The sequence below is a fragment of the Methylotuvimicrobium alcaliphilum 20Z genome (assembly GCF_000968535.2).
GTDB lineage: Bacteria > Pseudomonadota > Gammaproteobacteria > Methylococcales > Methylomonadaceae > Methylotuvimicrobium > Methylotuvimicrobium alcaliphilum.
On the sequence record NC_016112.1, the window covers coordinates 3,845,158 to 3,867,213 of the forward strand.

The 22,056-nt window shown below is 43.5% G+C and carries 36 protein-coding genes; 5 read left to right on the plus strand and 31 right to left on the minus strand.

The window, feature by feature from the left end:
* Positions 1 to 24: 24 nt before the first annotated feature.
* Both moaC and MEALZ_RS16225 read left to right on the plus strand, forming a co-directional pair.
* Positions 25 to 501: a cyclic pyranopterin monophosphate synthase MoaC gene (gene moaC, locus MEALZ_RS16220; protein ID WP_014149742.1), complete on the plus strand. Its 477-nt coding sequence runs from the start codon at positions 25 to 27 to the stop codon at positions 499 to 501.
* 39 nt (positions 502 to 540) lie between these two features.
* Entirely contained in the window at positions 541 to 1,236 is a 696-nt protein-coding gene (locus MEALZ_RS16225; protein ID WP_014149743.1) for an ABC transporter permease, read from the plus strand.
* Between the two features lie 109 nt (positions 1,237 to 1,345).
* On the opposite strand, the gene sodB is transcribed toward MEALZ_RS16225, so the two are convergent.
* Positions 1,346 to 1,927, minus strand: a complete 582-nt coding sequence (gene sodB / locus MEALZ_RS16230; RefSeq protein ID WP_014149744.1) for a superoxide dismutase [Fe] — start codon at positions 1,925 to 1,927, stop codon at positions 1,346 to 1,348.
* Positions 1,928 to 2,567: 640 nt separating this feature from the next.
* Between sodB and MEALZ_RS16235 the strand changes: the two genes are divergently transcribed.
* The 3 genes from MEALZ_RS16235 (at position 2,568) to fdxA (ending at position 4,613) form a co-directional block, all read left to right on the plus strand.
* Positions 2,568 to 3,038, plus strand: a complete 471-nt coding sequence (locus tag MEALZ_RS16235; RefSeq protein ID WP_014149745.1) for a CYTH domain-containing protein — start codon at positions 2,568 to 2,570, stop codon at positions 3,036 to 3,038.
* A gap of 60 nt (positions 3,039 to 3,098) precedes the next feature.
* The gene (locus tag MEALZ_RS16240) at positions 3,099 to 3,764 is read left to right on the plus strand and encodes a tetratricopeptide repeat protein (RefSeq protein WP_014149746.1); all 666 of its coding nucleotides are present in this window, start codon (positions 3,099 to 3,101) and stop codon (positions 3,762 to 3,764) included.
* 525 nt (positions 3,765 to 4,289) lie between these two features.
* The gene (fdxA, locus tag MEALZ_RS16245) at positions 4,290 to 4,613 is read left to right on the plus strand and encodes a ferredoxin FdxA (RefSeq protein WP_046061216.1); all 324 of its coding nucleotides are present in this window, start codon (positions 4,290 to 4,292) and stop codon (positions 4,611 to 4,613) included.
* Positions 4,614 to 5,258: 645 nt separating this feature from the next.
* On the opposite strand, the gene rplQ is transcribed toward fdxA, so the two are convergent.
* The 30 genes from rplQ to fusA form a co-directional block, all read right to left on the minus strand.
* Positions 5,259 to 5,639 carry a 50S ribosomal protein L17 gene (rplQ, locus tag MEALZ_RS16250; protein ID WP_014149748.1) on the minus strand — a complete coding sequence of 127 codons (381 nt, stop codon included), beginning with the start codon at positions 5,637 to 5,639 and terminating at the stop codon, positions 5,259 to 5,261.
* Between the two features lie 26 nt (positions 5,640 to 5,665).
* Positions 5,666 to 6,676, minus strand: a complete 1,011-nt coding sequence (locus MEALZ_RS16255; protein WP_014149749.1) for a DNA-directed RNA polymerase subunit alpha — start codon at positions 6,674 to 6,676, stop codon at positions 5,666 to 5,668.
* Between the two features lie 24 nt (positions 6,677 to 6,700).
* Positions 6,701 to 7,321 (minus strand): 30S ribosomal protein S4, encoded by a 621-nt coding sequence (rpsD, locus tag MEALZ_RS16260; protein ID WP_014149750.1) that lies wholly within the window; start codon positions 7,319 to 7,321, stop codon positions 6,701 to 6,703.
* Between the two features lie 18 nt (positions 7,322 to 7,339).
* Positions 7,340 to 7,726: a 30S ribosomal protein S11 gene (gene rpsK, locus MEALZ_RS16265; RefSeq protein WP_014149751.1), complete on the minus strand. Its 387-nt coding sequence runs from the start codon at positions 7,724 to 7,726 to the stop codon at positions 7,340 to 7,342.
* A gap of 25 nt (positions 7,727 to 7,751) precedes the next feature.
* Entirely contained in the window at positions 7,752 to 8,108 is a 357-nt protein-coding gene (gene rpsM, locus MEALZ_RS16270) for a 30S ribosomal protein S13 (RefSeq protein ID WP_014149752.1), read from the minus strand.
* Between the two features lie 78 nt (positions 8,109 to 8,186).
* Positions 8,187 to 8,300, minus strand: coding sequence for a 50S ribosomal protein L36 (rpmJ, locus tag MEALZ_RS22275; RefSeq protein WP_083877706.1), 114 nt, complete (start codon positions 8,298 to 8,300; stop codon positions 8,187 to 8,189).
* Between the two features lie 30 nt (positions 8,301 to 8,330).
* The gene (secY, locus tag MEALZ_RS16275) at positions 8,331 to 9,632 is read right to left on the minus strand and encodes a preprotein translocase subunit SecY (RefSeq protein WP_014149753.1); all 1,302 of its coding nucleotides are present in this window, start codon (positions 9,630 to 9,632) and stop codon (positions 8,331 to 8,333) included.
* A gap of 21 nt (positions 9,633 to 9,653) precedes the next feature.
* Positions 9,654 to 10,088, minus strand: a complete 435-nt coding sequence (gene rplO / locus MEALZ_RS16280; RefSeq protein WP_014149754.1) for a 50S ribosomal protein L15 — start codon at positions 10,086 to 10,088, stop codon at positions 9,654 to 9,656.
* The gene (gene rpmD, locus MEALZ_RS22280) at positions 10,088 to 10,273 is read right to left on the minus strand and encodes a 50S ribosomal protein L30 (protein ID WP_014149755.1); all 186 of its coding nucleotides are present in this window, start codon (positions 10,271 to 10,273) and stop codon (positions 10,088 to 10,090) included. Before rpmD ends, rplO begins: the two co-directional genes overlap by 1 nt.
* A 5-nt stretch (positions 10,274 to 10,278) precedes the next feature.
* Positions 10,279 to 10,785, minus strand: coding sequence for a 30S ribosomal protein S5 (rpsE, locus tag MEALZ_RS16285; RefSeq protein ID WP_014149756.1), 507 nt, complete (start codon positions 10,783 to 10,785; stop codon positions 10,279 to 10,281).
* A 10-nt stretch (positions 10,786 to 10,795) separates the two neighbouring features.
* On the minus strand, positions 10,796 to 11,149 hold the full coding sequence (gene rplR, locus MEALZ_RS16290; protein ID WP_014149757.1) for a 50S ribosomal protein L18: 354 nt from the start codon (positions 11,147 to 11,149) through the stop codon (positions 10,796 to 10,798).
* 9 nt (positions 11,150 to 11,158) lie between these two features.
* On the minus strand, positions 11,159 to 11,692 hold the full coding sequence (gene rplF, locus MEALZ_RS16295; protein WP_014149758.1) for a 50S ribosomal protein L6: 534 nt from the start codon (positions 11,690 to 11,692) through the stop codon (positions 11,159 to 11,161).
* A 15-nt stretch (positions 11,693 to 11,707) separates the two neighbouring features.
* Positions 11,708 to 12,103 carry a 30S ribosomal protein S8 gene (gene rpsH, locus MEALZ_RS16300; RefSeq protein WP_014149759.1) on the minus strand — a complete coding sequence of 132 codons (396 nt, stop codon included), beginning with the start codon at positions 12,101 to 12,103 and terminating at the stop codon, positions 11,708 to 11,710.
* 20 nt (positions 12,104 to 12,123) lie between these two features.
* A complete protein-coding gene (gene rpsN, locus MEALZ_RS16305; protein WP_014149760.1) occupies positions 12,124 to 12,429 on the minus strand; it encodes a 30S ribosomal protein S14 in 306 nt (101 codons plus the stop codon).
* A 14-nt stretch (positions 12,430 to 12,443) separates the two neighbouring features.
* Complete coding sequence (gene rplE / locus MEALZ_RS16310) at positions 12,444 to 12,983, minus strand: 50S ribosomal protein L5 (protein WP_014149761.1); 540 nt, start codon at positions 12,981 to 12,983, stop codon at positions 12,444 to 12,446.
* 17 nt (positions 12,984 to 13,000) lie between these two features.
* A complete protein-coding gene (gene rplX, locus MEALZ_RS16315) occupies positions 13,001 to 13,318 on the minus strand; it encodes a 50S ribosomal protein L24 (RefSeq protein ID WP_014149762.1) in 318 nt (105 codons plus the stop codon).
* 14 nt (positions 13,319 to 13,332) lie between these two features.
* Entirely contained in the window at positions 13,333 to 13,701 is a 369-nt protein-coding gene (gene rplN / locus MEALZ_RS16320; RefSeq protein WP_014149763.1) for a 50S ribosomal protein L14, read from the minus strand.
* Between the two features lie 39 nt (positions 13,702 to 13,740).
* Positions 13,741 to 14,004, minus strand: coding sequence for a 30S ribosomal protein S17 (gene rpsQ, locus MEALZ_RS16325; RefSeq protein ID WP_014149764.1), 264 nt, complete (start codon positions 14,002 to 14,004; stop codon positions 13,741 to 13,743).
* 3 nt (positions 14,005 to 14,007) lie between these two features.
* Positions 14,008 to 14,199, minus strand: a complete 192-nt coding sequence (gene rpmC / locus MEALZ_RS16330; RefSeq protein ID WP_014149765.1) for a 50S ribosomal protein L29 — start codon at positions 14,197 to 14,199, stop codon at positions 14,008 to 14,010.
* Positions 14,199 to 14,612 carry a 50S ribosomal protein L16 gene (gene rplP / locus MEALZ_RS16335; RefSeq protein WP_014149766.1) on the minus strand — a complete coding sequence of 138 codons (414 nt, stop codon included), beginning with the start codon at positions 14,610 to 14,612 and terminating at the stop codon, positions 14,199 to 14,201. The genes rpmC and rplP overlap by 1 nt, the downstream gene beginning before the upstream one ends.
* 16 nt (positions 14,613 to 14,628) lie before the next feature.
* Positions 14,629 to 15,300, minus strand: coding sequence for a 30S ribosomal protein S3 (gene rpsC / locus MEALZ_RS16340; RefSeq protein ID WP_014149767.1), 672 nt, complete (start codon positions 15,298 to 15,300; stop codon positions 14,629 to 14,631).
* 8 nt (positions 15,301 to 15,308) lie between these two features.
* Complete coding sequence (gene rplV / locus MEALZ_RS16345) at positions 15,309 to 15,644, minus strand: 50S ribosomal protein L22 (protein WP_014149768.1); 336 nt, start codon at positions 15,642 to 15,644, stop codon at positions 15,309 to 15,311.
* Between the two features lie 8 nt (positions 15,645 to 15,652).
* Positions 15,653 to 15,925, minus strand: coding sequence for a 30S ribosomal protein S19 (gene rpsS / locus MEALZ_RS16350; protein ID WP_014149769.1), 273 nt, complete (start codon positions 15,923 to 15,925; stop codon positions 15,653 to 15,655).
* A gap of 12 nt (positions 15,926 to 15,937) precedes the next feature.
* Entirely contained in the window at positions 15,938 to 16,765 is an 828-nt protein-coding gene (rplB, locus tag MEALZ_RS16355) for a 50S ribosomal protein L2 (protein ID WP_014149770.1), read from the minus strand.
* A gap of 41 nt (positions 16,766 to 16,806) precedes the next feature.
* Positions 16,807 to 17,109 (minus strand): 50S ribosomal protein L23, encoded by a 303-nt coding sequence (gene rplW / locus MEALZ_RS16360; RefSeq protein WP_014149771.1) that lies wholly within the window; start codon positions 17,107 to 17,109, stop codon positions 16,807 to 16,809.
* Positions 17,106 to 17,726, minus strand: coding sequence for a 50S ribosomal protein L4 (rplD, locus tag MEALZ_RS16365; protein WP_014149772.1), 621 nt, complete (start codon positions 17,724 to 17,726; stop codon positions 17,106 to 17,108). The genes rplW and rplD overlap by 4 nt, the downstream gene beginning before the upstream one ends.
* Positions 17,723 to 18,382 (minus strand): 50S ribosomal protein L3, encoded by a 660-nt coding sequence (gene rplC, locus MEALZ_RS16370; protein WP_014149773.1) that lies wholly within the window; start codon positions 18,380 to 18,382, stop codon positions 17,723 to 17,725. The genes rplD and rplC overlap by 4 nt, the downstream gene beginning before the upstream one ends.
* An 18-nt stretch (positions 18,383 to 18,400) precedes the next feature.
* Entirely contained in the window at positions 18,401 to 18,712 is a 312-nt protein-coding gene (rpsJ, locus tag MEALZ_RS16375; RefSeq protein WP_014149774.1) for a 30S ribosomal protein S10, read from the minus strand.
* A 5-nt stretch (positions 18,713 to 18,717) separates the two neighbouring features.
* The gene (gene tuf, locus MEALZ_RS16380; RefSeq protein WP_014149775.1) at positions 18,718 to 19,908 is read right to left on the minus strand and encodes an elongation factor Tu; all 1,191 of its coding nucleotides are present in this window, start codon (positions 19,906 to 19,908) and stop codon (positions 18,718 to 18,720) included.
* Positions 19,909 to 19,936: 28 nt separating this feature from the next.
* A complete protein-coding gene (gene fusA, locus MEALZ_RS16385; protein WP_046061217.1) occupies positions 19,937 to 22,033 on the minus strand; it encodes an elongation factor G in 2,097 nt (698 codons plus the stop codon).
* Positions 22,034 to 22,056: the final 23 nt, after the last annotated feature.

Genomic DNA, 22,056 nt, shown 5'->3' on the forward strand with positions numbered 1-22,056 from the left:
ATTTAATCATCTCATTTAAACTCTATGACCCAATTGACCCATTTTAACCAATCCGGCGAAGCCCACATGGTCGATGTCGGCAATAAGGATATAACCGAAAGAGTCGCTATCGCCGAAGGCTATATTGAAATGAACCCGACGACACTAACACTCATCGAGCAAGGGACACATAAAAAAGGCGATGTACTAGGCATTGCCAGGATCGCGGGCATCATGGCCAGCAAAAAGACTGCCGACCTTGTACCATTATGCCATCCGTTGCCTATTTCGCACGTCGAAGTCAACCTTGAAATCGAAAATGACACCAGTCGAGTGTATTGCCGAACCACCGTTAAAACCCGAGGACAAACCGGGGTCGAAATGGAAGCATTGACCGCTACCCAAGTCTCGTTACTGACTGTTTACGACATGTGCAAGGCGGTGGACCGGGGCATGACCATTCAAGGCGTACGGCTACTCAAAAAATCCGGCGGCAAGTCAGGCGATTGGCTACGCCCTTGATAATACAGCCCAACCCTACAGTCGCCATCTCATTTTTAAATGTCTTATTTTAGTGAAGCGTTAGCCGCCGCGTTCCGGCTCATTATACAATTCGATCGCGACATATTTTTTATCGTTTGGACTTCGCTAAAAATTGCCTTTGTCGCCACAATCTCCGCAGGGATTGGGGCAATCGTACTAGGAATATTGGCGACGGTTAGCGACTTTCACGGGAAACGCATTCTACAACATCTGCTAAACACCTTATCGGCAATGCCTACCGTTATGATAGGTTTGATATTGTATGGACTGCTGAATCGCCGCGGACCATTCGGCGAATACGAGCTACTTTATACTCAAACAGCCGTGATTATAGGCGAGGCTTGTTTGATTTTTCCGATCATCATGAACATGACCATGGTTGGCGTTCAATCGGCCGACCGGCGTTTAGTAAATACATTAAAAATGCTCGGCGCCAGCCCTATCGATCAAATATTCCCGATTATCAGCGAGCTTCGTTTTATTTTATTGACCGCCATCATTACCGGCTTTGGCCGAGCCATTGGCGAGGTTGGCGCCGCAATGATGCTCGGTGGGAATATTCAGGGCTCTACCCGCACAATCACGACTGCAATCGCATTAGAAACAGGCAAGGGCGATTTCGAAATGGGATTAGCTCTTGGAATACTGCTGCTGTCGATCGCTTTTCTCATTAATCTTGCATTGCAAATGCTGCCCGCCAAACCCGGCATATAAAAAAAAACCCCAACCACTGTAACTGCGATTGGGGCCTATAAATCTTGCTAGTCAAATTTCGGTAATGCCGAATTTTGATCTACGATGGATTTTATAGATACTGCCGCAATTAAGCCGTGTAATTTGCCGACGCAAAATCCCAATTGACAAGAGCCCAAAACGCCTCCAAGTATGCAGGACGTGCATTTCGGTAATCAATGTAGTAAGCATGCTCCCATACATCGCAAGTCAATAAAGGCGTCTGACCTTCAGTCAATGGGCAGCCTGCATTACTGGTACTCACCAAGGCCAAGGATCCGTCTTTATTTTTTACCAACCATGCCCATCCCGATCCGAAGGTGGTAACCGCACATTTGGTAAAAGCCGCTTTAAATTCGTCAAACGAACCAAAAGTTCTGTTGATCGCATTCGCCAGATCGCCGGTCGGTTCGCCGCCGCCATTCGGGCTCAAGCTATTCCAATAAAAAGTGTGATTCCAGATTTGCGCCGCATTATTGAAAATACCGCCAGACGATTTAACCACAATTTCCTCGAGAGGCAATCCGTCAAATTCGGTACCGGGAACCAAATTATTGAGGTTTGTTACATAGGTTTGATGATGCTTTCCATAATGAAACTCTAAGGTTTCCTCCGAAATATGAGGCGCCAGTGCATCTTTTGCATAAGGTAATGCAGGAAGTTCGTAAGCCATGTATTTCTCCTAAATTTTGAATAAAAAAACAACCGACAACATGCCGGGCAGAAAAAGAAACCAAGTAATTTAATAAAGAATTATACTTTATCACTCGCAGCCGATTAAATAAAGCCCCCCACGAGCCGACATGCATATTTAAGGAGCATGCATTTCTAAACATTCGGCATCGACTGATGAAAACATCGGCGCCCGCGAAATCTTGAGCGGCCACCGCCCAGCACAGAAATCTAACTACCAAAAGTATGGTACCAAAATAGATTTTTATTGCATAACGATTCGATCATAACAGCAATTCCCAATTTGAAGATCAATAAAGTATGCGGGGCGAGCTTGGTGATGCAGTACGTCCTTTGACGGACACCTCGGCGCCGAATTTTGACCTACGATGGATATATTTTGCCATTACCGGCCAACCACAATAGCCGCAACACGCTATAATAAACGCATTTTCGTATAACATTCGCAATTATTCAGCATAAGTCATGTATGAGAAGGTGTCAGGCATTGATTTATAAGGCTGTCTGCAACAGGACGTTGCAGCCAGAGCTTACAGGGATGTATTCACGCGTCCTTAGAAATCAATGCCTGACACCAACCTACCGCATGCGCTGAATAGTTACTAACATTCTTCACTATTATGGCAATCGAGATAGAACACAAATTTTTATTACTTAATGACCACTGGCGAAATTTTGTCACCAAATCCACAAAGTATAAGCAAGGTTATTTAGCTTCGGAAAAGAACACTTCAATTCGCGTAAGAATCAGTGATAATGAAGCATGGCTTAACATCAAAAGCGCCACAATAGGCAATTTTCGCCATGAATACGAATACGAAATTCCTTATCAAGATGCTGAGGAAATAATCAGCAATCTCTGCAGAAAACCACTAATTGAAAAAACCCGTCACTTGATACCGATAGGCCCGCATATCTGGGAAATCGATGAGTTCGAAGGGGAAAACCAAGGACTCATCGTCGCTGAGATTGAATTACAGGATACCGATCAATCCTTCAATAAACCGGAATGGATAGGGCAAGAAGTCACGCATGATTTGCGTTATTACAACAACAACTTATCATTAAACCCATTTTCAAAATGGACTTAATGTAATTTAAAAGCATAAATATCATTGTAATAGAGGTTTTTTTGCCCTATTATTTAAGGCATGAAAAGATTTATTTTTGTTGTTTTTTTGCTACTTCCTTACCCAGGCTTCGCTAATGAGCTTGACCGTGTCGTTCACGCAATAGAAGCAGAATGGGCCTCAATTTACTTTTCCGCAGAAATTCGCGACAAAGAAAACGCTTACACCCGCCTACTGAATAAAACCACAGAATTCGCCAAGCAAACCCACGACAGCCCAGAATTAATGTTTTGGCAAGCTACCATCATTGCCTCTAGAGCTGAACATCAAAACCCCATCGAAGCCTTGGCCGCCATTCATAAAGCACAGGATTTACTGATAAAAACCATAAACATTAAACCCGACACGCTGGATGGATCCGCACTCATTACATTAGGCTCACTCTATTATCAAGCACCCGGCTGGCCAATTGCCTTCGGAGACGATAAAAAAGCCGAGCAATACCTAAAAAAAGGACTACAAATCAACCCTCAGGGAATAGAAAGCAACTTTTACTATGGGCAATATCTCTTGAATAAAGACCAGCCGGAAGAAGCAATTGAGTATTTCAAAACAGCATTAAACGGACCGGTACGCCAAGAACAAGAATTTGCCGACTCATCTCTTAAAGAAAAAATAAAACAAATAATCATCAAGACAGCCAACATCGAATCGAAATCGCAAAAAAAACAGATTGCATCTTTATAGACTACTTCGAAACGGTACCCCAAACTCCATTGCTGCAAATTCGTATTTTACCTTTCGCACTTCAAATTTCGGCAGTGCCAGAGAAGGCGCCAGGGCGTCCGGTCGATTTTCGCTCCTCGGCAATTGCTGAGTTACATGGATGCAATGAATGCAGAAAATGCAGGAGCATTTTTCTGCCCTGCATTGCCCTAATACACACCATCCATTGTGCTCACAAAGGCTTTGCCAGCATAGAGCCTACATGGATGTATTTACCCAGCACCTAAATTATCCATAGCCCATTGGCCATGGATAATTTAGGCGCTGGATTTATGACGCTCCCCTCGACAGGCATACCACACGCCCTTAGATCGGAGAAACAGCTCAAACTGAGAATTGCGGCATACTTAGCTTTTTTAAGCACAAGATCAGCGATATTTTGTAGAATGTATTTATCATCTCAAGAGATTCATTCAGAACTTGCTTTCTGATATGATTAGTCCATTTTAAATACGCAATTTTAATTAACATCAATTGGTAACCAATATGACCTTTGTAGTCACCGAGAACTGTATTAAATGTAAATATACCGACTGCGTTGACGTTTGCCCCGTCGACTGCTTCCATGAAGGCCCCAACTTTCTCGTTATCGACCCCGACGAATGCATTGATTGCACGCTGTGTGAACCCGAATGCCCCGCGGAAGCCATTTTTGCCGAAGACGAACTACCGGAAGGGCAAGAGATGTTTATCGAAATTAATGCCGATCTCGCAAAGAAATGGCCCGTAATCAGTGAAGTCAAGCCCCCCCTGCCTGAAGCCGACGAGTGGAACGGCAAACCGGATAAAACAAAACTATTGGAAAAATGACCCACTAAAATTTCGCGATAAACAACGTCCTGCAACCATGAGCTTTGCAGAGGGTTTGGCAGGACGCCATGAACCCAGCACCTAAATTCCATAGGCAATTGGCTATGATTAAAAATGACTATGTTCGCGTTAATAGTTGATACTTTTGAACTTAAAGCCAACATGAAACCCCAGAACACAAACTCTGAATAACTTTCTTTTTTCAATATCACGCCAATGGTTGAAAGGAGGGTACGGTTGCTCGATTGACAGGTGCCGCGGCGGCAGGGATAGCCGCCGTCAAGCCTACATGGAGGTATTTACGGCGTCCTGTCAGGCGAGTAATCGTATACCCTCTTCCACGCTCAGTGTATTGGAAAGCAATCATTGACTATTTCCTAATGGGTTTATTTAGTAGGAAAAAGAACCGTTTCAATTGCTAACGCGAACATAGCTTTAAAAATAATGGCTTATTTAGGTGCTGGGTGAATTTAGGTTTTGCAGGAGCAGAAATCTATCCTGCCGCAGACACCCCACCACCGACATCTCTTTTAAATGCCGAAACTTGAACTGTAAAAGGCATATCACATAACCATAAAACACAAGACATAAAAAAAGCCGGTTTAAAACCGGCTTTTTTTATGTCTTGATAAGTGTCAGGAAAATTTACTCAGCATTATCGCTAGCTATCGGACGATCAACCAACTCTACATAAGCCATAGGAGCGGAGTCGCCGGGTCTAAAACCACATTTCATAATGCGTAAATACCCACCTTGACGATCTTTATAACGAGGACCCAATTCATTAAACAATTTAGTCACTATCGAACGGTCGCGCAACTTAGCGAAGGCCAATCTTCTTTTTGCGACCGAATCTTCTTTGGATAAAGTGATTAACGGCTCCGCATAACTTCTTAACTCTTTAGCCTTAGGCAAAGTAGTTTTAATAAGCTCATGCTTAATTAGCGAACCAACCATATTGCTGAATAGCGCCTTACGGTGGCTGCTATTCATATTAAACTTTCTTCCAGACTTACGATGTCTCATTGTAATTACGACCTAAAGTTATAATTTTAAAAACTGCTTTGATTTTGATCAATCAGATTATCAGGAGGCCAATTTTCTAGGCGCATACCTAGAGATAATCCTTTTAAAGCCAGCACATCTTTGATTTCCGTGAGGGACTTTTTACCTAAATTTGGGGTTTTAAGCAACTCAACTTCAGTTCTTTGAATCAAGTCACCTATATAAAAAATGTTTTCCGCTTTTAAACAGTTTGCTGATCTAACAGTTAATTCTAAATCATCAACAGGTCTCAACAAAACAGGATCGATATCCGGACCTTCTTGAGGCGCTTCTTTTTCATCGACAGGAGGAGCAACCTTTTCAAAATCCACGAAAACGGATAATTGATCATGCAATATGGTTGCCGCTAGCTTTATAGTCTCTTCCGGATCAACCGTACCATTTGTCTCTAGCTCAACGATTAACTTATCGAGATTCGTTCTCTGCTCTACGCGAGTACTCTCGACTTGATAAGCAACTTTTATAATCGGACTATACGAAGCATCAACTTGCAGACTACCAATGATAGGATTATCGGTTTGCTGTTTTCGCGCACTAACCGGCTCATACCCTCGACCTCTTCTGACGCGAATCTTCATATTGAATTGCTTATCCTGGGTCAAATTTGCAATAACCAAGTCAGGATTAACAATTTCTACATCGTGAGGTAACTGAATATCTGCAGCAGTAACAACACCGACACCGCTCTTGGAAAGAGTCAATACGACATCATCTTTCGAGTGCAAAAGGACTGCTAACTTTTTCAAGTTTAAGATGATATCAATAACATCTTCTTGAACGCCCTCAATCGCGGTATATTCGTGCAGCACACCTTCAATTTCTATATCTGTAACTGCGCAACCGGGAATCGAAGACAATAACACCCGTCTCAAAGCGTTACCAAGCGAATGTCCGAATCCACGCTCAAGAGGCTCTATTACAATCCTTGAATGATTAGCGGATTTGCTTACCACCTCAACAAGACGAGGTCTTAATAAGCCGGAAATACTATTCTGCATTTATATCCCTTAGTTTAAGGTTTATTATTTCGAGTACAACTCAACAACAAGCTGCTCATTAATATCAGAACCCAATTCGACGCGATCAGGTAAAGACTTAAAGGTACCAGCCATGTCCTTACTATTAACATCAACCCAATTTGGGAATCCGTATTGCTCAGTGACAGTTAATGCATCGATAATTCTTTGTTGTTTTTTTGCCTTTTCCCTGATGCCGATCACATCACCAGGCTGAACCTGATAGGAAGGAATATTAACTAACGAGTCGTTGACCATAATCGATTTGTGACTAACCAACTGACGAGCTTCTGCTCTGGTAGCGGCAAATCCCATCCGATATACTACGTTATCGAGTCTCGACTCGAGAAGATTTAGTAGATTTTCGCCTGTTGCACCTTTCTTTAAATCGGCAATTTTATAATAATTTCTAAATTGCTTTTCTAGTACGCCGTAAATCCTTCTAATTCTTTGCTTAGCACGCAACTGCAATGCATAATCAGAACTTCTTGTACGCTTAGTACCGTGTTGTCCAGGCCGCTGGTCAAGCTTACACTTACCATCTAACGACTTGCCTCTACTTTTTAAAAAAAGATCGGTCCCTTCTCTACGGCTTAACTTACACGTAGGGCCAAGATATCTTGCCATAACAAACTACTCCAGAACTTAAACGCGGCGTTTTTTAGGTGGACGGCAACCGTTATGAGGGATTGGCGTCACATCAATGATATTGCTGATTTTAAAACCCAAGTTACTCAATGAACGAACGGCAGATTCTCTACCAGGACCAGGCCCCTTAACCATTACATCTAGGTTTTTCATTCCGTATTCTAATGCGACCGAACCAGCTCTTTCGGCAGCAACCTGAGCAGCAAAAGGAGTGCTTTTTCTTGAACCCCTAAAACCTGAACCACCGGACGTCGCCCAAGAGAGCGCATTACCTTTTCTATCAGTAATTGTAACGATGGTATTATTGAAGGAGGCATGCACATGTGCAATGCCATCCGCTATTTCTTTTTTTATGCGTTTACGCGCACGATTTGGACTTGCCATTTATGAACCTCTTATCGAAATATCTTTACTTTCTAATAGGCTTGCGAGGGCCCTTACGGGTTCTTGCATTCGTCCGTGTTCTCTGCCCTCTTAAAGGCAGGCCTCGACGATGTCGGATACCACGATAACAACCTAGATCCATCAATCGCTTGATGTTCATTGAAACTTCACGTCGCAAGTCGCCTTCGACGGTCATTTTTGAAATAACTTCACGAACAGAATCAAGCTGCTCTTCTGTTAATTCTTTAATTTTTCTTGACGGTGCTATACCCACTTTCTCGCAAATCTGATTTGCTGTTTTGCGTCCAACACCATAAATCGCTGTCAATGCAATTTCTGCATGCTTATGATCTGGTACGTTAATCCCGGCAATACGTGCCATTTAGATACTCCCCTGAGCAATGACTCTAAAGTTAAGCGCCGAATAATAACATTTAATGATTTATGGCGCAATAGAAAATTATCCTTGACGTTGTTTATGGCGCCCATCTTCACAGATCACCCTAACAACACCATTTCTTTTTATGACTTTGCATTTTCTGCATATTTTTTTAACTGACGCACGAACTTTCACAATGCACTCCGTAATACTTAAACTACTTAATTATTTTTTAAGATGCGCTTTCTTCATCAAGCCTTCGTATTGCTGTGACATCATGTGAGTCTGCATCTGAGAAATAAAATCCATCACGACAACAACGATAATCAACAACGAGGTCCCGCCAAAATAAAATGGCACATTCCAGTAAACGATTAGAAACTCAGGCAATAAGCAAACGCCTGTGATGTAAAAAGCACCAATCAATGTAAGACGCGTCATCACTTTATCTATATAGGCACTGGTCTGCTGTCCAGGTCTAATGCCAGGCAAGAACGCACCTGATTTTTTTAAATTATCCGCAGTCTCTTTCGAATTAAAAACCAAAGCGGTATAGAAAAAACAGAAAAAGATGATGGCTGCCGCATAAAACATGACGTATACCGGCTGGCCAGGCGACAACATAGTCGCAATATCTTTAAGCCAACCAAAGCCTTCGGCATTTCCGAACCAACCTGCTACCGTAGCCGGAAACAGAATAATACTTGAGGCAAAAATGGGAGGTATAACACCCGCCATGTTAAGCTTCAACGGAAGAAAACTACTTTGCCCGGCATACATCCTTCTACCTTGCTGTCTTTTAGGATAATTAATAATAATCCTTCGTTGACCTCTTTCAACAAAGACAACTAGCGCAGTAACAGCGATCGTTAGCAAGAATAGCAAAATAATGAACGCACTGTTCATTTCGCCTGTTCTAGCAAGCTCTAAAGTACCGCCGACAGCCGAGGGAAGTCCTGAAACGATACCGGCAAAAATAATTAACGAAATACCGTTGCCGATTCCTCTTTCAGTAACTTGCTCGCCCAACCACATCAAAAATATGGTTCCCGTTACTAGCGTTATCGTCGTGATGAGAACAAAACTCATGCCTGGCGCAATCACAACAGATAATCCACCGGCCGTTTGATTTTGCAAAGCTATTGAAATACCAACAGCCTGAAAAGTCGCCAGAACTACGGTCCCGTAACGTGTATATTGAGATATTTTACGCCTTCCGGACTCGCCTTCTTTTTTCATCTGCTCCATCGTTGGAATGACTACAGTCATCAACTGCATGATGATCGAAGCAGAAATGTAAGGCATGATACCAAGAGCAAATAAGCTTAAACGCATTAATGCCCCACCCGAAAACATGTTAAACATATCGAGAATGGAACCGCTTTGCTGTTCAAACATAAGGGCTAAAGCTTTTGGGTCGATACCAGGAACAGGGATATGAGCCCCTACTCGATAGACGAAAAACGCCCCCAGCACGAATAGCAATCTAGACCTTAATTCTGAATAGCCACCTGCTTTTTCAGCCATTTGTGCTCTTGTTGTATTCACTTAGACCTCTACTTTGCCGCCAGCCGCTTCAATAGATGCTTTTGCGCCTGCAGTCACTTTTATACCTTTCAACGTCACAGCTTTTGTAATTTCACCCGATTGGATTACTTTAGCGGTTTTAGTGAAAACAGGAACAACACCCGTCTCGATCAATACTTGCAAATCGATGGTTTCCGTAGGCAAGTTAGCCAATTCACTCAAGCGAACTTCTGCTGTCAAATGCTTGCATCTTGACGTAAAACCAACTTTCGGTAATCGCCTTTGAAGGGGCATTTGTCCACCTTCGAACCCAACCTTGTGAAATCCACCGCTTCTTGCTTTTTGGCCTTTATGACCTCTTCCACAGGTTTTTCCAAGAGTAGATCCAATACCGCGACCGACACGCTTAGCTTTTTTTCTTGATCCTTCAGCAGGACTTATTGAATTCAAGTACATTACAATTCCTCTACCCTTAGCATGTAGGAAACTTTATTAATCATCCCACGATTTTCAGGGGTATCGGAAACCGATACCGTATGATTAATACGACGCAAACCTAAACCTTTTAAGCATGCCTGATGGCTTGCTAATCGGCCGTGTTTACTTTTTGTCATTGTTAATTGTAATTTTTTATCTGACATAACAACTATCCAATTATCTGCTCAACCGACAGGCCGCGCTTGGCTGCGATGTCTTTTGGCTCATGCATTTCAGTTAACCCGGCAATCGTAGCTCTAACAACGTTAATTGGGTTGTTAGTTCCAATGCATTTGGCCAGTACATTATGAACACCGACCACTTCGAATACCGCACGCATTGCTCCGCCGGCAATAATACCGGTACCATCCGACGCTGGTTGCATATAGACTTTTGCCGCCCCGGTGGACGCCGTAACTGCGTATTGCAAAGTGTCGCCTTTTAGAGCAACTTTACGCATGTTTTTTCTAGCCTGTTCTAACGACTTTTGGATTGCAACGGGAACTTCTCTGGCTTTACTTACGCCATAACCCACACGACCCTCACCGTCGCCGACGACCGTTAAAGCAGCAAAGCCGAAAACTCGACCGCCTTTCACAACTTTTGCTACACGACGTACCGATACTAATTTTTCTTGTAAACCGTCTGTACTTGCTTGAGATGGTGCTGTAGCCATAATCAATCTCCTAAAATTTTAAACCGGCTTCACGCGCGGCATCAGCAAGCGCTTTAACACGCCCATGATATTTAAAACCTGAGCGGTCGAAAGCCACTTCAGTGATTCCAGCCGCAATGGCTTTTTGGGCTACAAACTTTCCAACTTCGGCAGCCGCCTCAACGTTTCCTGTATTTTTTACGGCTGACTTGACCTCAGCCTGAACAGTCGAAGAACTTGCAAGCGTATGCGTCCCATCGGAACTAATGACCTGCGCATAAATGTGTTGAGCGGTTTTGTGTATGGTTAAACGGTTCGCTCCGGAATTCTTAATTTTACTGCGCAGCTTCAGAGCGCGCTTTAAGCGTGATGCTTTCTTTTCCATTACTTTACCTTACTTCTTCTTGGCTTCTTTTCTGACCACATTCTCATCAGCATATCTGACACCCTTGCCTTTATAAGGCTCTGGCGGGCGATATCCTCTAATTTCTGCAGCGACCTGACCGACTTTTTGCTTATCAAAACCTTTGACAATAATTTCGGTTTGACTGGGGGTTTCGATCGTTATACCCGCCGGCACTTCATAATCAACCGGATGGGAAAAGCCAAGAGATAAGCCTAAAGTATTGCCTTTAGCTTGAGCTCTATAACCGACACCGACTAATGCCAGTTTCTTTTCAAAACCTTGAGACACACCAATTATCATATTATTAATAACGGCACGAGTAGTTCCGGCTTGTGAATTGGCAATTTTATCCGCCTTATCCCACTTAATTTCAATTTGGCTATTATCGATGGCCAGACCTACTTTTTCGTGTAACAAGGCCGACAATTGTCCTTTACTACCTTTTACAGTAACTTCGTTGCCTTCGAGTTTGATATCAATTCCGCTTGGTAGAGTGATAGGTACTTTTGCAATTCTTGACATGACTTGGCTCCCTAATTAACAAACAGTACAAACAACTTCACCGCCATGCCCTATCGCACGTGCCGCTCTGTCAGTCATGACACCTTTCGATGTCGAAACGATAGCTATGCCCAGACCTCCCAATACCTTTGGAAGCTCTTCCTTCGACTTATAAATTCTAAGCCCCGGCCTGCTGATTCTTTTTACTTTTTCGATGACAGGTCGGCCTTGATAGTATTTTAATACTATGGTCATTTCACTATGACTACCTTTCGTCTCAACACTATAGTCGGTGATGTAACCTTCATCTTTTAAAACTTTTACAATGGCTACCTTCAATTTAGAAGAAGGCAGTTTTACGCTAATTTTTCCCGCAGATTGACCATTTCTAATTCTGGTCAACATATCTGCTATTGGGTCTGTCATACTCATTTCAATTCTCCAAACAGATCTTACCAACTCGCCTTAACTAAACCAGGCACATCACCACGCATGGTCGATTCTCTTAATTTATTTCGAGATAAACCGAATTTGCGATAATAGCCATGAGGACGCCCAGTGATATTACACCGGTTGCGCAAACGAGAAGCGCTGGAATCCCTTGGTAGCTTTTGTAATTGAAAATGAGCAGCTTCTTTTTCTTCAAAAGTAGCGCCGGGATTGCGAATGATTTCTTTTAACTCTTTTCGCTTGGTTTCATATTTCTTTACTAATTTGTTACGCTTTACTTCACGCGCAATCATTGATTTTTTAGCCATTAGTCGATCGCCTTTTAGTTTTTGAATGGAAAGTTAAATAGCTTCAACAAAGCCAAACCTTCTTCATTGGTTTTTGCTGTTGTCGTAATGGTAATATCCATTCCGCGAATAGCATCAATTTTGTCATAATCAATTTCAGGAAATATGATTTGCTCTTTGACGCCCATCGAATAATTACCACGCCCATCAAAACTCTTAGGACTCATCCCCCTGAAATCCCTAATGCGAGGAATGGAAATATTAATCAAGCGATCCAAAAATTCGTACATTCTATCACTACGCAGGGTGACTTTACAGCCAATTGGCATGTCATCGCGTATTTTGAACCCGGCTATCGATTTTCTTGCCAAGGTGACAATCGCTTTTTGACCGGCGATTTTTTCCATATCACCGAGAGCGGATTGTAATATTTTCTTATCCGCAACCGCACCGCCAACACCCATATTCAGTGTGATTTTAGTAATCCGGGGTGCCTGCATAATGGATTTGTAGCCGAATTTTTTCATTAATTCCGGCAGGATCTTTTCTTTGTATTCAGCTTCTAGTCTAGCCATGTCTAAATAATCCTCTATTAGATATCAACAACTTCATTAGTTGATTTAAAAAACCTGACTTTTCTTCCATCTTCTAGAAACTTAAAGCCGATTCGATCCGCTTTTAGGGTTTGTGGATTGTAAATACCGATATTAGAAAGGTGGATAGGCATATCTTTATCAACGATACCGCCAGATACTCCGGCACGAGGGTTGCCTTTTTGGTGCTTTTTGACACGGTTGATCCCTTCTACGAGTACCTTGTCATCCTTAAACACTTTAGTTACTTTACCGCGCTTACCTTTATCTCTTCCGGTCAATACAATGACTTCGTCGCCTTGTTTTATTTTTTGCATGATTTAATCCTTTTTTATAGAACTTCAGGAGCCAGAGAAATAATTTTCATGAATTTATCTCCCCTTAATTCGCGAGTTACAGGACCAAATATGCGTGTACCGAGAGGTTGCAATTGGTTATTAAGAATGACGGCGGCATTTCCGTCGAAACGGATAACCGAACCATCAGGACGACGAACTCCTTTACGAGTTCTTACAACCAAGGCGTTGTAAACTTCGCCTTTTTTTACTCTACCACGCGGTATTGCGTCTTTAACACTGACTTTGATAATGTCGCCAATGCCAGCATAACGCCTATGTGAACCGCCTAGCACTTTGATACACATGACCTTTTTTGCACCGCTATTATCGGCAACGTCAAGGTTAGTTTGCATCTGAATCATGATTAATTCCCAATTGTCTCGATATTAAATTCTTTGTGCTTATTTATTGTTGCTTTCAACAACTTCAACTAGCCTGAAGGTTTTGTTTTTGGACATTGGCCTACAAGATGTAATGGACACAACATCGCCTTCATTGCATTGATTTTGCTCATCATGAGCCATTAATTTTGTCGATCGCTTGATATATTTGCCGTACACGGGGTGTTTGACAAAGCGCTCGACCAAGACGGTAATGCTTTTGTCCATTTTATTACTAATGACACGACCGCTTAAGGTTCTTAATTTTTCAGTTTTTTCGCTCATGACTTACGCTCTCCCCAATTCATTCAATACAGTATGGATACGGGCAATATCACGCCTGACTTGCTTGACCTGAGCGGTCTTTGTCAACTGACCGGTGCCTTTTTGCATTCTGAGATTGAATTGCTCTCTCGAGAGCTCGAGTAACATATCGGCTAATTCTTGTTTCGATTTTTGTCGTAATTCGGTGGCTTTCATCACATTATCGTCCGAGCTATGAATGTTGTCTTAATCGGCAGTTTGGCAGATGCTAATGCAAACGCTTCTCTTGCAAGCTCTTCGGGCACACCTTGGATTTCATAAAGCATGGTGCCCGGCTTAATCTGAGCAACCCAGTATTCTACACTACCTTTACCTTTTCCCATCCTAACTTCTAGAGGTTTTTTAGTAATAGGCTTGTCTGGAAATACTCTGATCCATATTTTACCACCACGCTTTACATGACGAGTGATCGCTCTACGTGCAGCTTCGATCTGACGGGCTGTAATCCTTCCTCTTGTTGTGGCTTTTAATCCGAATTCACCGAAACTTACCGATGAGCCACGAACAGCTATACCGTTATTTCTATTCTTATGCTGCTTACGAAATTTTGTTCTTTTGGGTTGAAGCATGACTTTATCCGTTCAACTATTTTTTAGATTCTGTAACATCGGATACACCTTGTGCATCCATATCAAATACTTCACCTTTGAAAATCCAGACTTTTATGCCAATGATTCCATAAGTGGTATTTGCCTCGGCCGTACCATAATCGATGTCGGCTCTAAGTGTGTGCAAAGGGACACGGCCTTCTCTATACCATTCGGTACGGGCAATTTCAGCACCGTTTAAACGGCCGGCAACATTAATTTTGATGCCTTCCGCGCCCAAACGCATAGTGTTGGTAACCGCACGCTTCATAGCCCTACGGTACATGATTCTTTTTTCAAGTTGCTGGGCAATGCTTTCTGCTACCAGATAAGCATCTAATTCAGGCTTTCTGATTTCTTCGACATTCATCTGAACTGGAATGCCCATCATCGCCGAAACTTCTTGTCTCAATTTATCGATGTCTTCGCCTTTTTTGCCAATCACAATCCCTGGTCTTGCAGTATGAACGGTGATATGAGCATTACTTGCCGGACGATTAATCTGAATGCGACTAACCGAAGCGTGAGCAAGCTTTTTTTTGATAAAGTCTCTAACTTTAAGATCTTGATGCAGAAAAACCGGGTAATCCTGAGAGTTTGCGTACCATCTAGAAGTCCAGTCTTTAACAATTCCAAGGCGAATACCCGTTGGATGTACTTTTTGTCCCATTTTTACCTCTACTCGTATTCTGCTACTTTGATTGTTATGTGACAGGTTCTTTTCAATATTTTATTGGCTCGACCTTTCGCTCGCGGTTTAAAACGTTTCATGGTCGGCCCTTCGTTGACATAAACCGTCGTAACTTTCAATTCGTCAACATCGGCGCTTTCGTTATGCTCCGCATTGGCAATCGCCGACTCTAAAAGCTTTTTGATGACCCCTGCCGCACTTTTTGTACTAAATGACAAAATGGCCAGCGCTTTCTCGACCGGAAGACCGCGAATTTGATCACCTACCAACCTGGCTTTTTGTGCCGACATAGGTGCATTGCTTAATTTTGCTGATATTTCCATCCTACACCTTACCTTGACTTCTTATCGGCCACATGCCCTTTATAGGTGCGTGTCGGCGCAAATTCACCGAGTTTATGCCCTATCATATTCTCAGAAACAAGAACAGGGACGTGTTGACGTCCATTGTGGACAGCAATAGTTAAACCCAACATATCGGGAATAATCATTGATCTTCTTGACCATGTTTTAATCGGTTTCCTATTATTGGCTTTTACCGCATCCTCTACTTTTTTCAGAAGATGATGATCTATAAAAGGACCTTTTTTAATTGATCGTGGCACGCTATTTCCTCTCTATTTCTGCTTACGGCGTCTGACAATCATATTGTCTGTGCGTTTATTTTTACGTGTTTTATAACCTTTGGTCGGCATACCCCATGGCGAAACAGGATGTCTGCCGCCTGACGTACGCCCTTCACCACCACCATGCGGATGATCTACAGGATTCATTGCCACACCGCGAACGGTTGGCCTTACTCCGCGCCAGCGCTTTGCTCCGGCCTTGCCCAATGATGTTAAGTTGTGCTCAGAGTTGGATACTTCTCCAACTACAGCCTTACAATCGGCCATGATTTTGCGCATTTCACCCGATCTTAACCGGATGGTTACGTAAGCGCCTTCTCTAGCGACTAACTGGCAAGATGCGCCAGCGCTTCTTGCTAATTGAGCACCTTTACCGGGCTTTAATTCAACGCAATGAATAGTAGTACCCAATGGAATATTTCTAAGCGGCATACAATTACCCGGTTTCACCGTAGTGGTTTCAGCGGATAAAATTTCTTGCCCTTGGGTTATGCCTTTAGGGGCGATAATATATCGACGCTCACCGTCTTTAAAGAGAATCAAAGCAATATTGGCGGTTCTGTTGGGATCATATTCGATACGCTCAACAACAGCCGGAATATCTATTTTATTTCTTTTAAAATCAATGATCCGGTAGTGATGCTTATGACCCCCACCGACATGACGTGTGGTTATGCGCCCTTGATTATTACGTCCGCCATTTTTGCTGTTTTTATCAAGCAACTGTGCGAATGGCTTGCCTTTATGTAACTCATCGTTTTTGACACGTACAACAAACCTCGATCCAGCCGATGTAGGTTTTGATTTTACAATAGCCATGCTTTCTACCGTTTCCTATTGATCTTTTAAACTTTTAACTATTAAGCTGCCGAGAAATCTATATCGTGGCCTTCTTTGAGCTTGACATAGGCTTTTTTCCAATCGGAACGCTTGCCAAGGGTTTGACCAAACCTTTTTTTCTTACCTTTGACATTCAGCACACGGACCGAATCGACTTTTACTTCGAACATAAGCTCGACGGCTTGCTTTATTTGATTCTTTGTCGCCTGTTTCTGAACGTTAAACACAAACTGTTTATTCGCCTCAGCGGCAATTGTGCTTTTTTCTGAAACAACAGGAGCTCTCAAGACACTTGCCAATTTACTTTTGATTAGCTCGCTCATGCCAATCTCTCCTCTATCATTTTTACCGCCGCAGGCGTCATAATGACTTTTTCCGCTGCAACCAGTGATACCGGGCTCAAATTATCCGCAGAACAAACTTCTAAATACGGAATATTTCTTGAAGCCAAAGCCAGATTAAAGTCGACTTCGTCGGATATGATTAAAACGCGCTTACAATCCAAACCGCTCAGCTTTGCAACCATTTCTTTCGTTTTTGGAGTCGAAGGAATGATTTCACTACTAACAACCAAACGGTCTTGTCTTAGCAACTCGGACAAAATCGACCGCAAACCCGATCGAAACATTTTTTTATTCAGTTTTTGCTCGAATGAACGCGGTCTTGCAGCAAAGGTCACGCCACCTGTTCTCCAGAGTGGGCTGCGCATTGTACCAGATCTTGCCCGCCCCGTCCCTTTTTGACGCCAAGGCTTAATCCCACCACCACTTACATCGGAACGTGTCTTCTGTGCTTTTGTCCCAGAACGAGCGCCTGCCAAGTGCCGAGTCACCAATTGATGAACTAACGTCTCATTAAAAACTTGCCCAAAAACTTCTTCGCCTACCGCAACTGCTGCGGCAGATTCGCTTTCGTTAATTGCAGGAATTTGTATACTCATGATTTATCCTTCTTATTCCGCATTTTCGCAGCCGGGGTAATCACGACATCGCTACCTTTTGCTCCAGGCACAGCCCCTTTGACTAAAATCAAATTTCTCTCGCTATCGACTGCATGAATAGTTAGATTATCGATTGTCGTTTTAGCGGCGCCCATATGACCGGACATTTTTTTCCCTTTAAAAACGCGACCGGGCGTTTGACACATACCGTTAGAACCGGGAGCTCTATGGGACAACGAATTACCGTGCGTCGCATCCTGCGTTCTAAAATTATGCCGCTTGACCGCACCTTGATAACCTTTACCGATGCTTGTTCCGCGAACATCAACCACCTGTCCTTGAGCAAAAATACTTGCCTGTAATTCGGAACCGGCAGAGAGATCGTCACCTTCACCGTCATCCAGCCTGAATTCCCACAGACCTCTTCCTGCGGTTACATTCGCAGCCGCAAAATGACCAGCCATCGCCTTATTCACTCTAGATGATTTTTTTTCACCAGCAGCGACTTGTATCGCGCGATAGCCATCTTTTTCGATGCTTTTAACTTGAGTAACTCGGTTAGACTCTATCTGAAGAACCGTCACGGGCACTGACGACCCATCCTCGCAAAATACTCTGGTCATACCACATTTACGACCAATTAGACCTATTGACATCTGCCAATTCCCCTACATTTAATTCAACTTTATTTGAACGTCCACACCGGCTGCCAGATCTAATTTCATCAAGGCATCGACAGTTTTTTCGGTTGGCTCGACGATGTCGAGCAATCGTTTGTACGTTCTTAATTCATATTGATCGCGCGCGTCTTTATTGACATGCGGAGAGATCAAAATCGTAAACCGCTCTTTCTTAGTAGGCAGCGGGATAGGGCCCTTGACTTGCGCACCCGTTCTTTTCGCTGTTTCTACGATTTCACCTGCGGATTGATCAATTAATTTATGATCAAATGATTTCAGGCGTATTCTAATAGTTTGACTCGTCATATTGTTTACTCGATGATTGATGCAACAACGCCCGCGCCAACGGTACGACCACCTTCACGAACCGCGAATCGCAAGCCTTCTTCCATCGCAATCGGAGCAATTAATTTCACTTCAACATTGACGTTATCGCCCGGCATCACCATTTCCACGCCTTCCGGAAGATCGACCGCTCCAGTCACATCCGTTGTTCTGAAATAAAATTGTGGACGATAGCCATTAAAGAATGGTGTATGACGCCCGCCTTCGTCTTTCGATAATACGTAGATTTCCGCTTTGAAATGCGTATGCGGATTAATGGTACCTTTGTGCGCCAAGACTTGTCCGCGTTCGACTTCGTCTCTTTTGGTGCCTCTTAACAAGACCCCAACGTTATCGCCCGCTTGGCCTTGATCCAATAACTTACGGAACATTTCCACGCCGGTGCAGGTTGTCGTCGTAGTCGGTCTAATTCCGACAATTTCAATCTCTTGCCCAACCTTAATGATTCCACGCTCGACACGTCCGGTAACCACGGTGCCGCGTCCGGAAATCGAGAACACGTCCTCAATCGGCATCAGGAACGGCTGATCAATCGCTCGCTCAGGCTCCGGAATATAGCTATCTAAGGCTTCGACCAGCTTAAGGATCGATGGCACGCCGATATCACTGGTATCGCCCTCCAGCGCTTTTAACGCCGAGCCGATAACTAACGGAGTATCGTCGCCCGGAAATTCGTACATGTCCAATAATTCTCTGACTTCCATTTCCACTAATTCGATTAATTCGGCATCATCCACCATATCGGCTTTATTCAAATAAACCACGATATACGGAACACCTACTTGACGTGCCAACAATATATGCTCACGAGTTTGCGGCATCGGGCCGTCGGCCGCCGAACAGACCAGGATCGCGCCATCCATTTGCGCCGCACCGGTAATCATGTTTTTGACGTAGTCGGCATGACCCGGGCAATCCACATGCGCATAGTGACGGTTTTCCGATTCGTACTCTACGTGAGCCGTTGCGATTGTAATACCACGCTCGCGCTCTTCGGGGGCGTTATCAATTTGATCGTAGGCCTTGTAAACACCTCCACGCGCATCCGCCATCACTTTTGTCAATGCCGCGGTCAATGTGGTTTTACCATGATCGACGTGACCGATGGTTCCTACGTTTACGTGTGGTTTTTTACGTTCGAATTTTTCTTTGGACATGATTCAATACCTTTATTTTTTATTCAATTTATGAAACTTTTTTTATGATTGCTTCTGCAATATTTGCAGGTGCTTCAGCGTATTTTTCAAATTGCATACTGTATGTTGCTCGCCCCTGTGTTGCAGATCGCAAATCAGTCGCATAACCGAACATCTCCGCCAACGGAACTTCACAACTGATAATTTTACCTGCAGGAGTGTCGTCCATACCCTGAATGATTCCACGGCGCCTGTTTATATCACCTACAACATCACCCATGTAATCTTCCGGAGTCACGACTTCTACCTTCATTATCGGCTCCAGAAGGACCGGGTCGGCTTTTTTCGCACCCTCTTTAAAGCACATTGATCCCGCGATTTTAAATGCCATCTCGCTCGAATCAACATCGTGATACGATCCATCAAACAATGATACTTTTACATCAACCACTGGATACCCTGCCAAAACTCCATTTTCCAGTTGCTCCTGCACTCCTTTGTCAACTGCCGGTATGTATTCCCTCGGAACCACGCCACCAACAATTTCATTCACAAATTCATATCCGGAACCAGGTTCTTTCGGCTCGATTCGCAACCATACATGTCCATATTGACCTCGACCGCCGGATTGTCGAATAAATTTACCCTCTTGCTCCACTTGCTTGCGAATCGTTTCTCTATAGGCAACTTGGGGAGCTCCTACGTTAGCATCGACGCTGAATTCCCTTTTCATTCTGTCTACAATTATCTCCAGATGTAATTCACCCATTCCGGAAATAATGGTTTGACCTGACTCCTGATCTGTATGTACACGAAACGATGGATCTTCTTGGGCAAGCTTGCCAAGAGCAACTCCCATTTTTTCTTGATCGGCTTTAGTTTTCGGCTCAACCGCAACCGATATTACCGGCTCAGGAAAATCCATTCTCTCAAGCACAATGACCGATTTCATGTCACATAATGTATCGCCGGTAGTGACATCTTTCAAACCTATTGCCGCCGCTATATCGCCGGCATGCACTTCCTTAACTTCTTCGCGGGAATTGGCATGCATCTGCACCAACCGCCCAATACGTTCTTTCTTCTTTTTTACCGAGTTATAAACAGCATCGCCGGAATTAAGCACACCCGAATAAACCCTAATAAAGGTTAAAGCCCCAACAAACGGATCGGTTGCAATTTTAAAAGCTAAAGCCGCAAAAGGCGCATCATTGTCTGCAGGTCGTTCTTCTTCGGTGACATCATCATCAAGAACACCTTTAATCGGCTTAACTTCTGTAGGTGAAGGCAAATACTCGATTACGGCATCCAACATCGCCTGAACGCCTTTGTTTTTAAAGGCCGATCCGCAAAATGTAGGAACCGCAAGATTATTTAACGTGAGCTGTCGCACCCCTTTTTTGATCTCTTCTTCGGAGAGATCTACACCTTCAAGGTATTTTTCCATTAGCTCATCCGAACTTTCAACTGCCGATTCGATCATGTGATCACGCCATTCTTGGCTGAGCGAAAGCATATGGCCCGGTATTTCACGCTCTTCGAAATTCATTCCTTTAGTCGCTTCGTCCCAATAAATAGCTTTCATTTTTATCAGGTCTACAACGCCTTCGAACGAATCATCAGCACCTATCGGCAATTGCATCGGGATAGGATTGCTTCCTAAACGAGCTTTAATTTGCTGAACCACTCTTAAAAAATTGGCTCCCTGCCTATCCATCTTATTGATGAACGCTAACCTTGGCACATGGTATTTATTTGCCTGCCTCCACACTGTTTCCGATTGCGGCTCAACACCACCCACCGCACAAAATACAGCACAAGCTCCATCTAAAACCCTAAGCGATCGTTCAACCTCGATCGTAAAATCGACATGCCCCGGCGTATCAATAATATTTATTTGATGCTCCGGAAACTGCTTGCTCATTCCACTCCAAAAACAGGTCGTAGCGGCCGAGGTGATAGTAATACCTCTTTCTTGCTCTTGAGCCATCCAATCCATGGTTGCCGCACCGTCATGCACCTCGCCAATTTTGTGCGAAACGCCGGTATAAAACAGTACGCGCTCGGTAGTCGTAGTCTTACCGGCATCAATATGAGCCATGATACCTATATTTCGATAACGACTAAGAGGAGTTTTTCGTGCCACTGCGCATGCCTTCAGTAACTTAA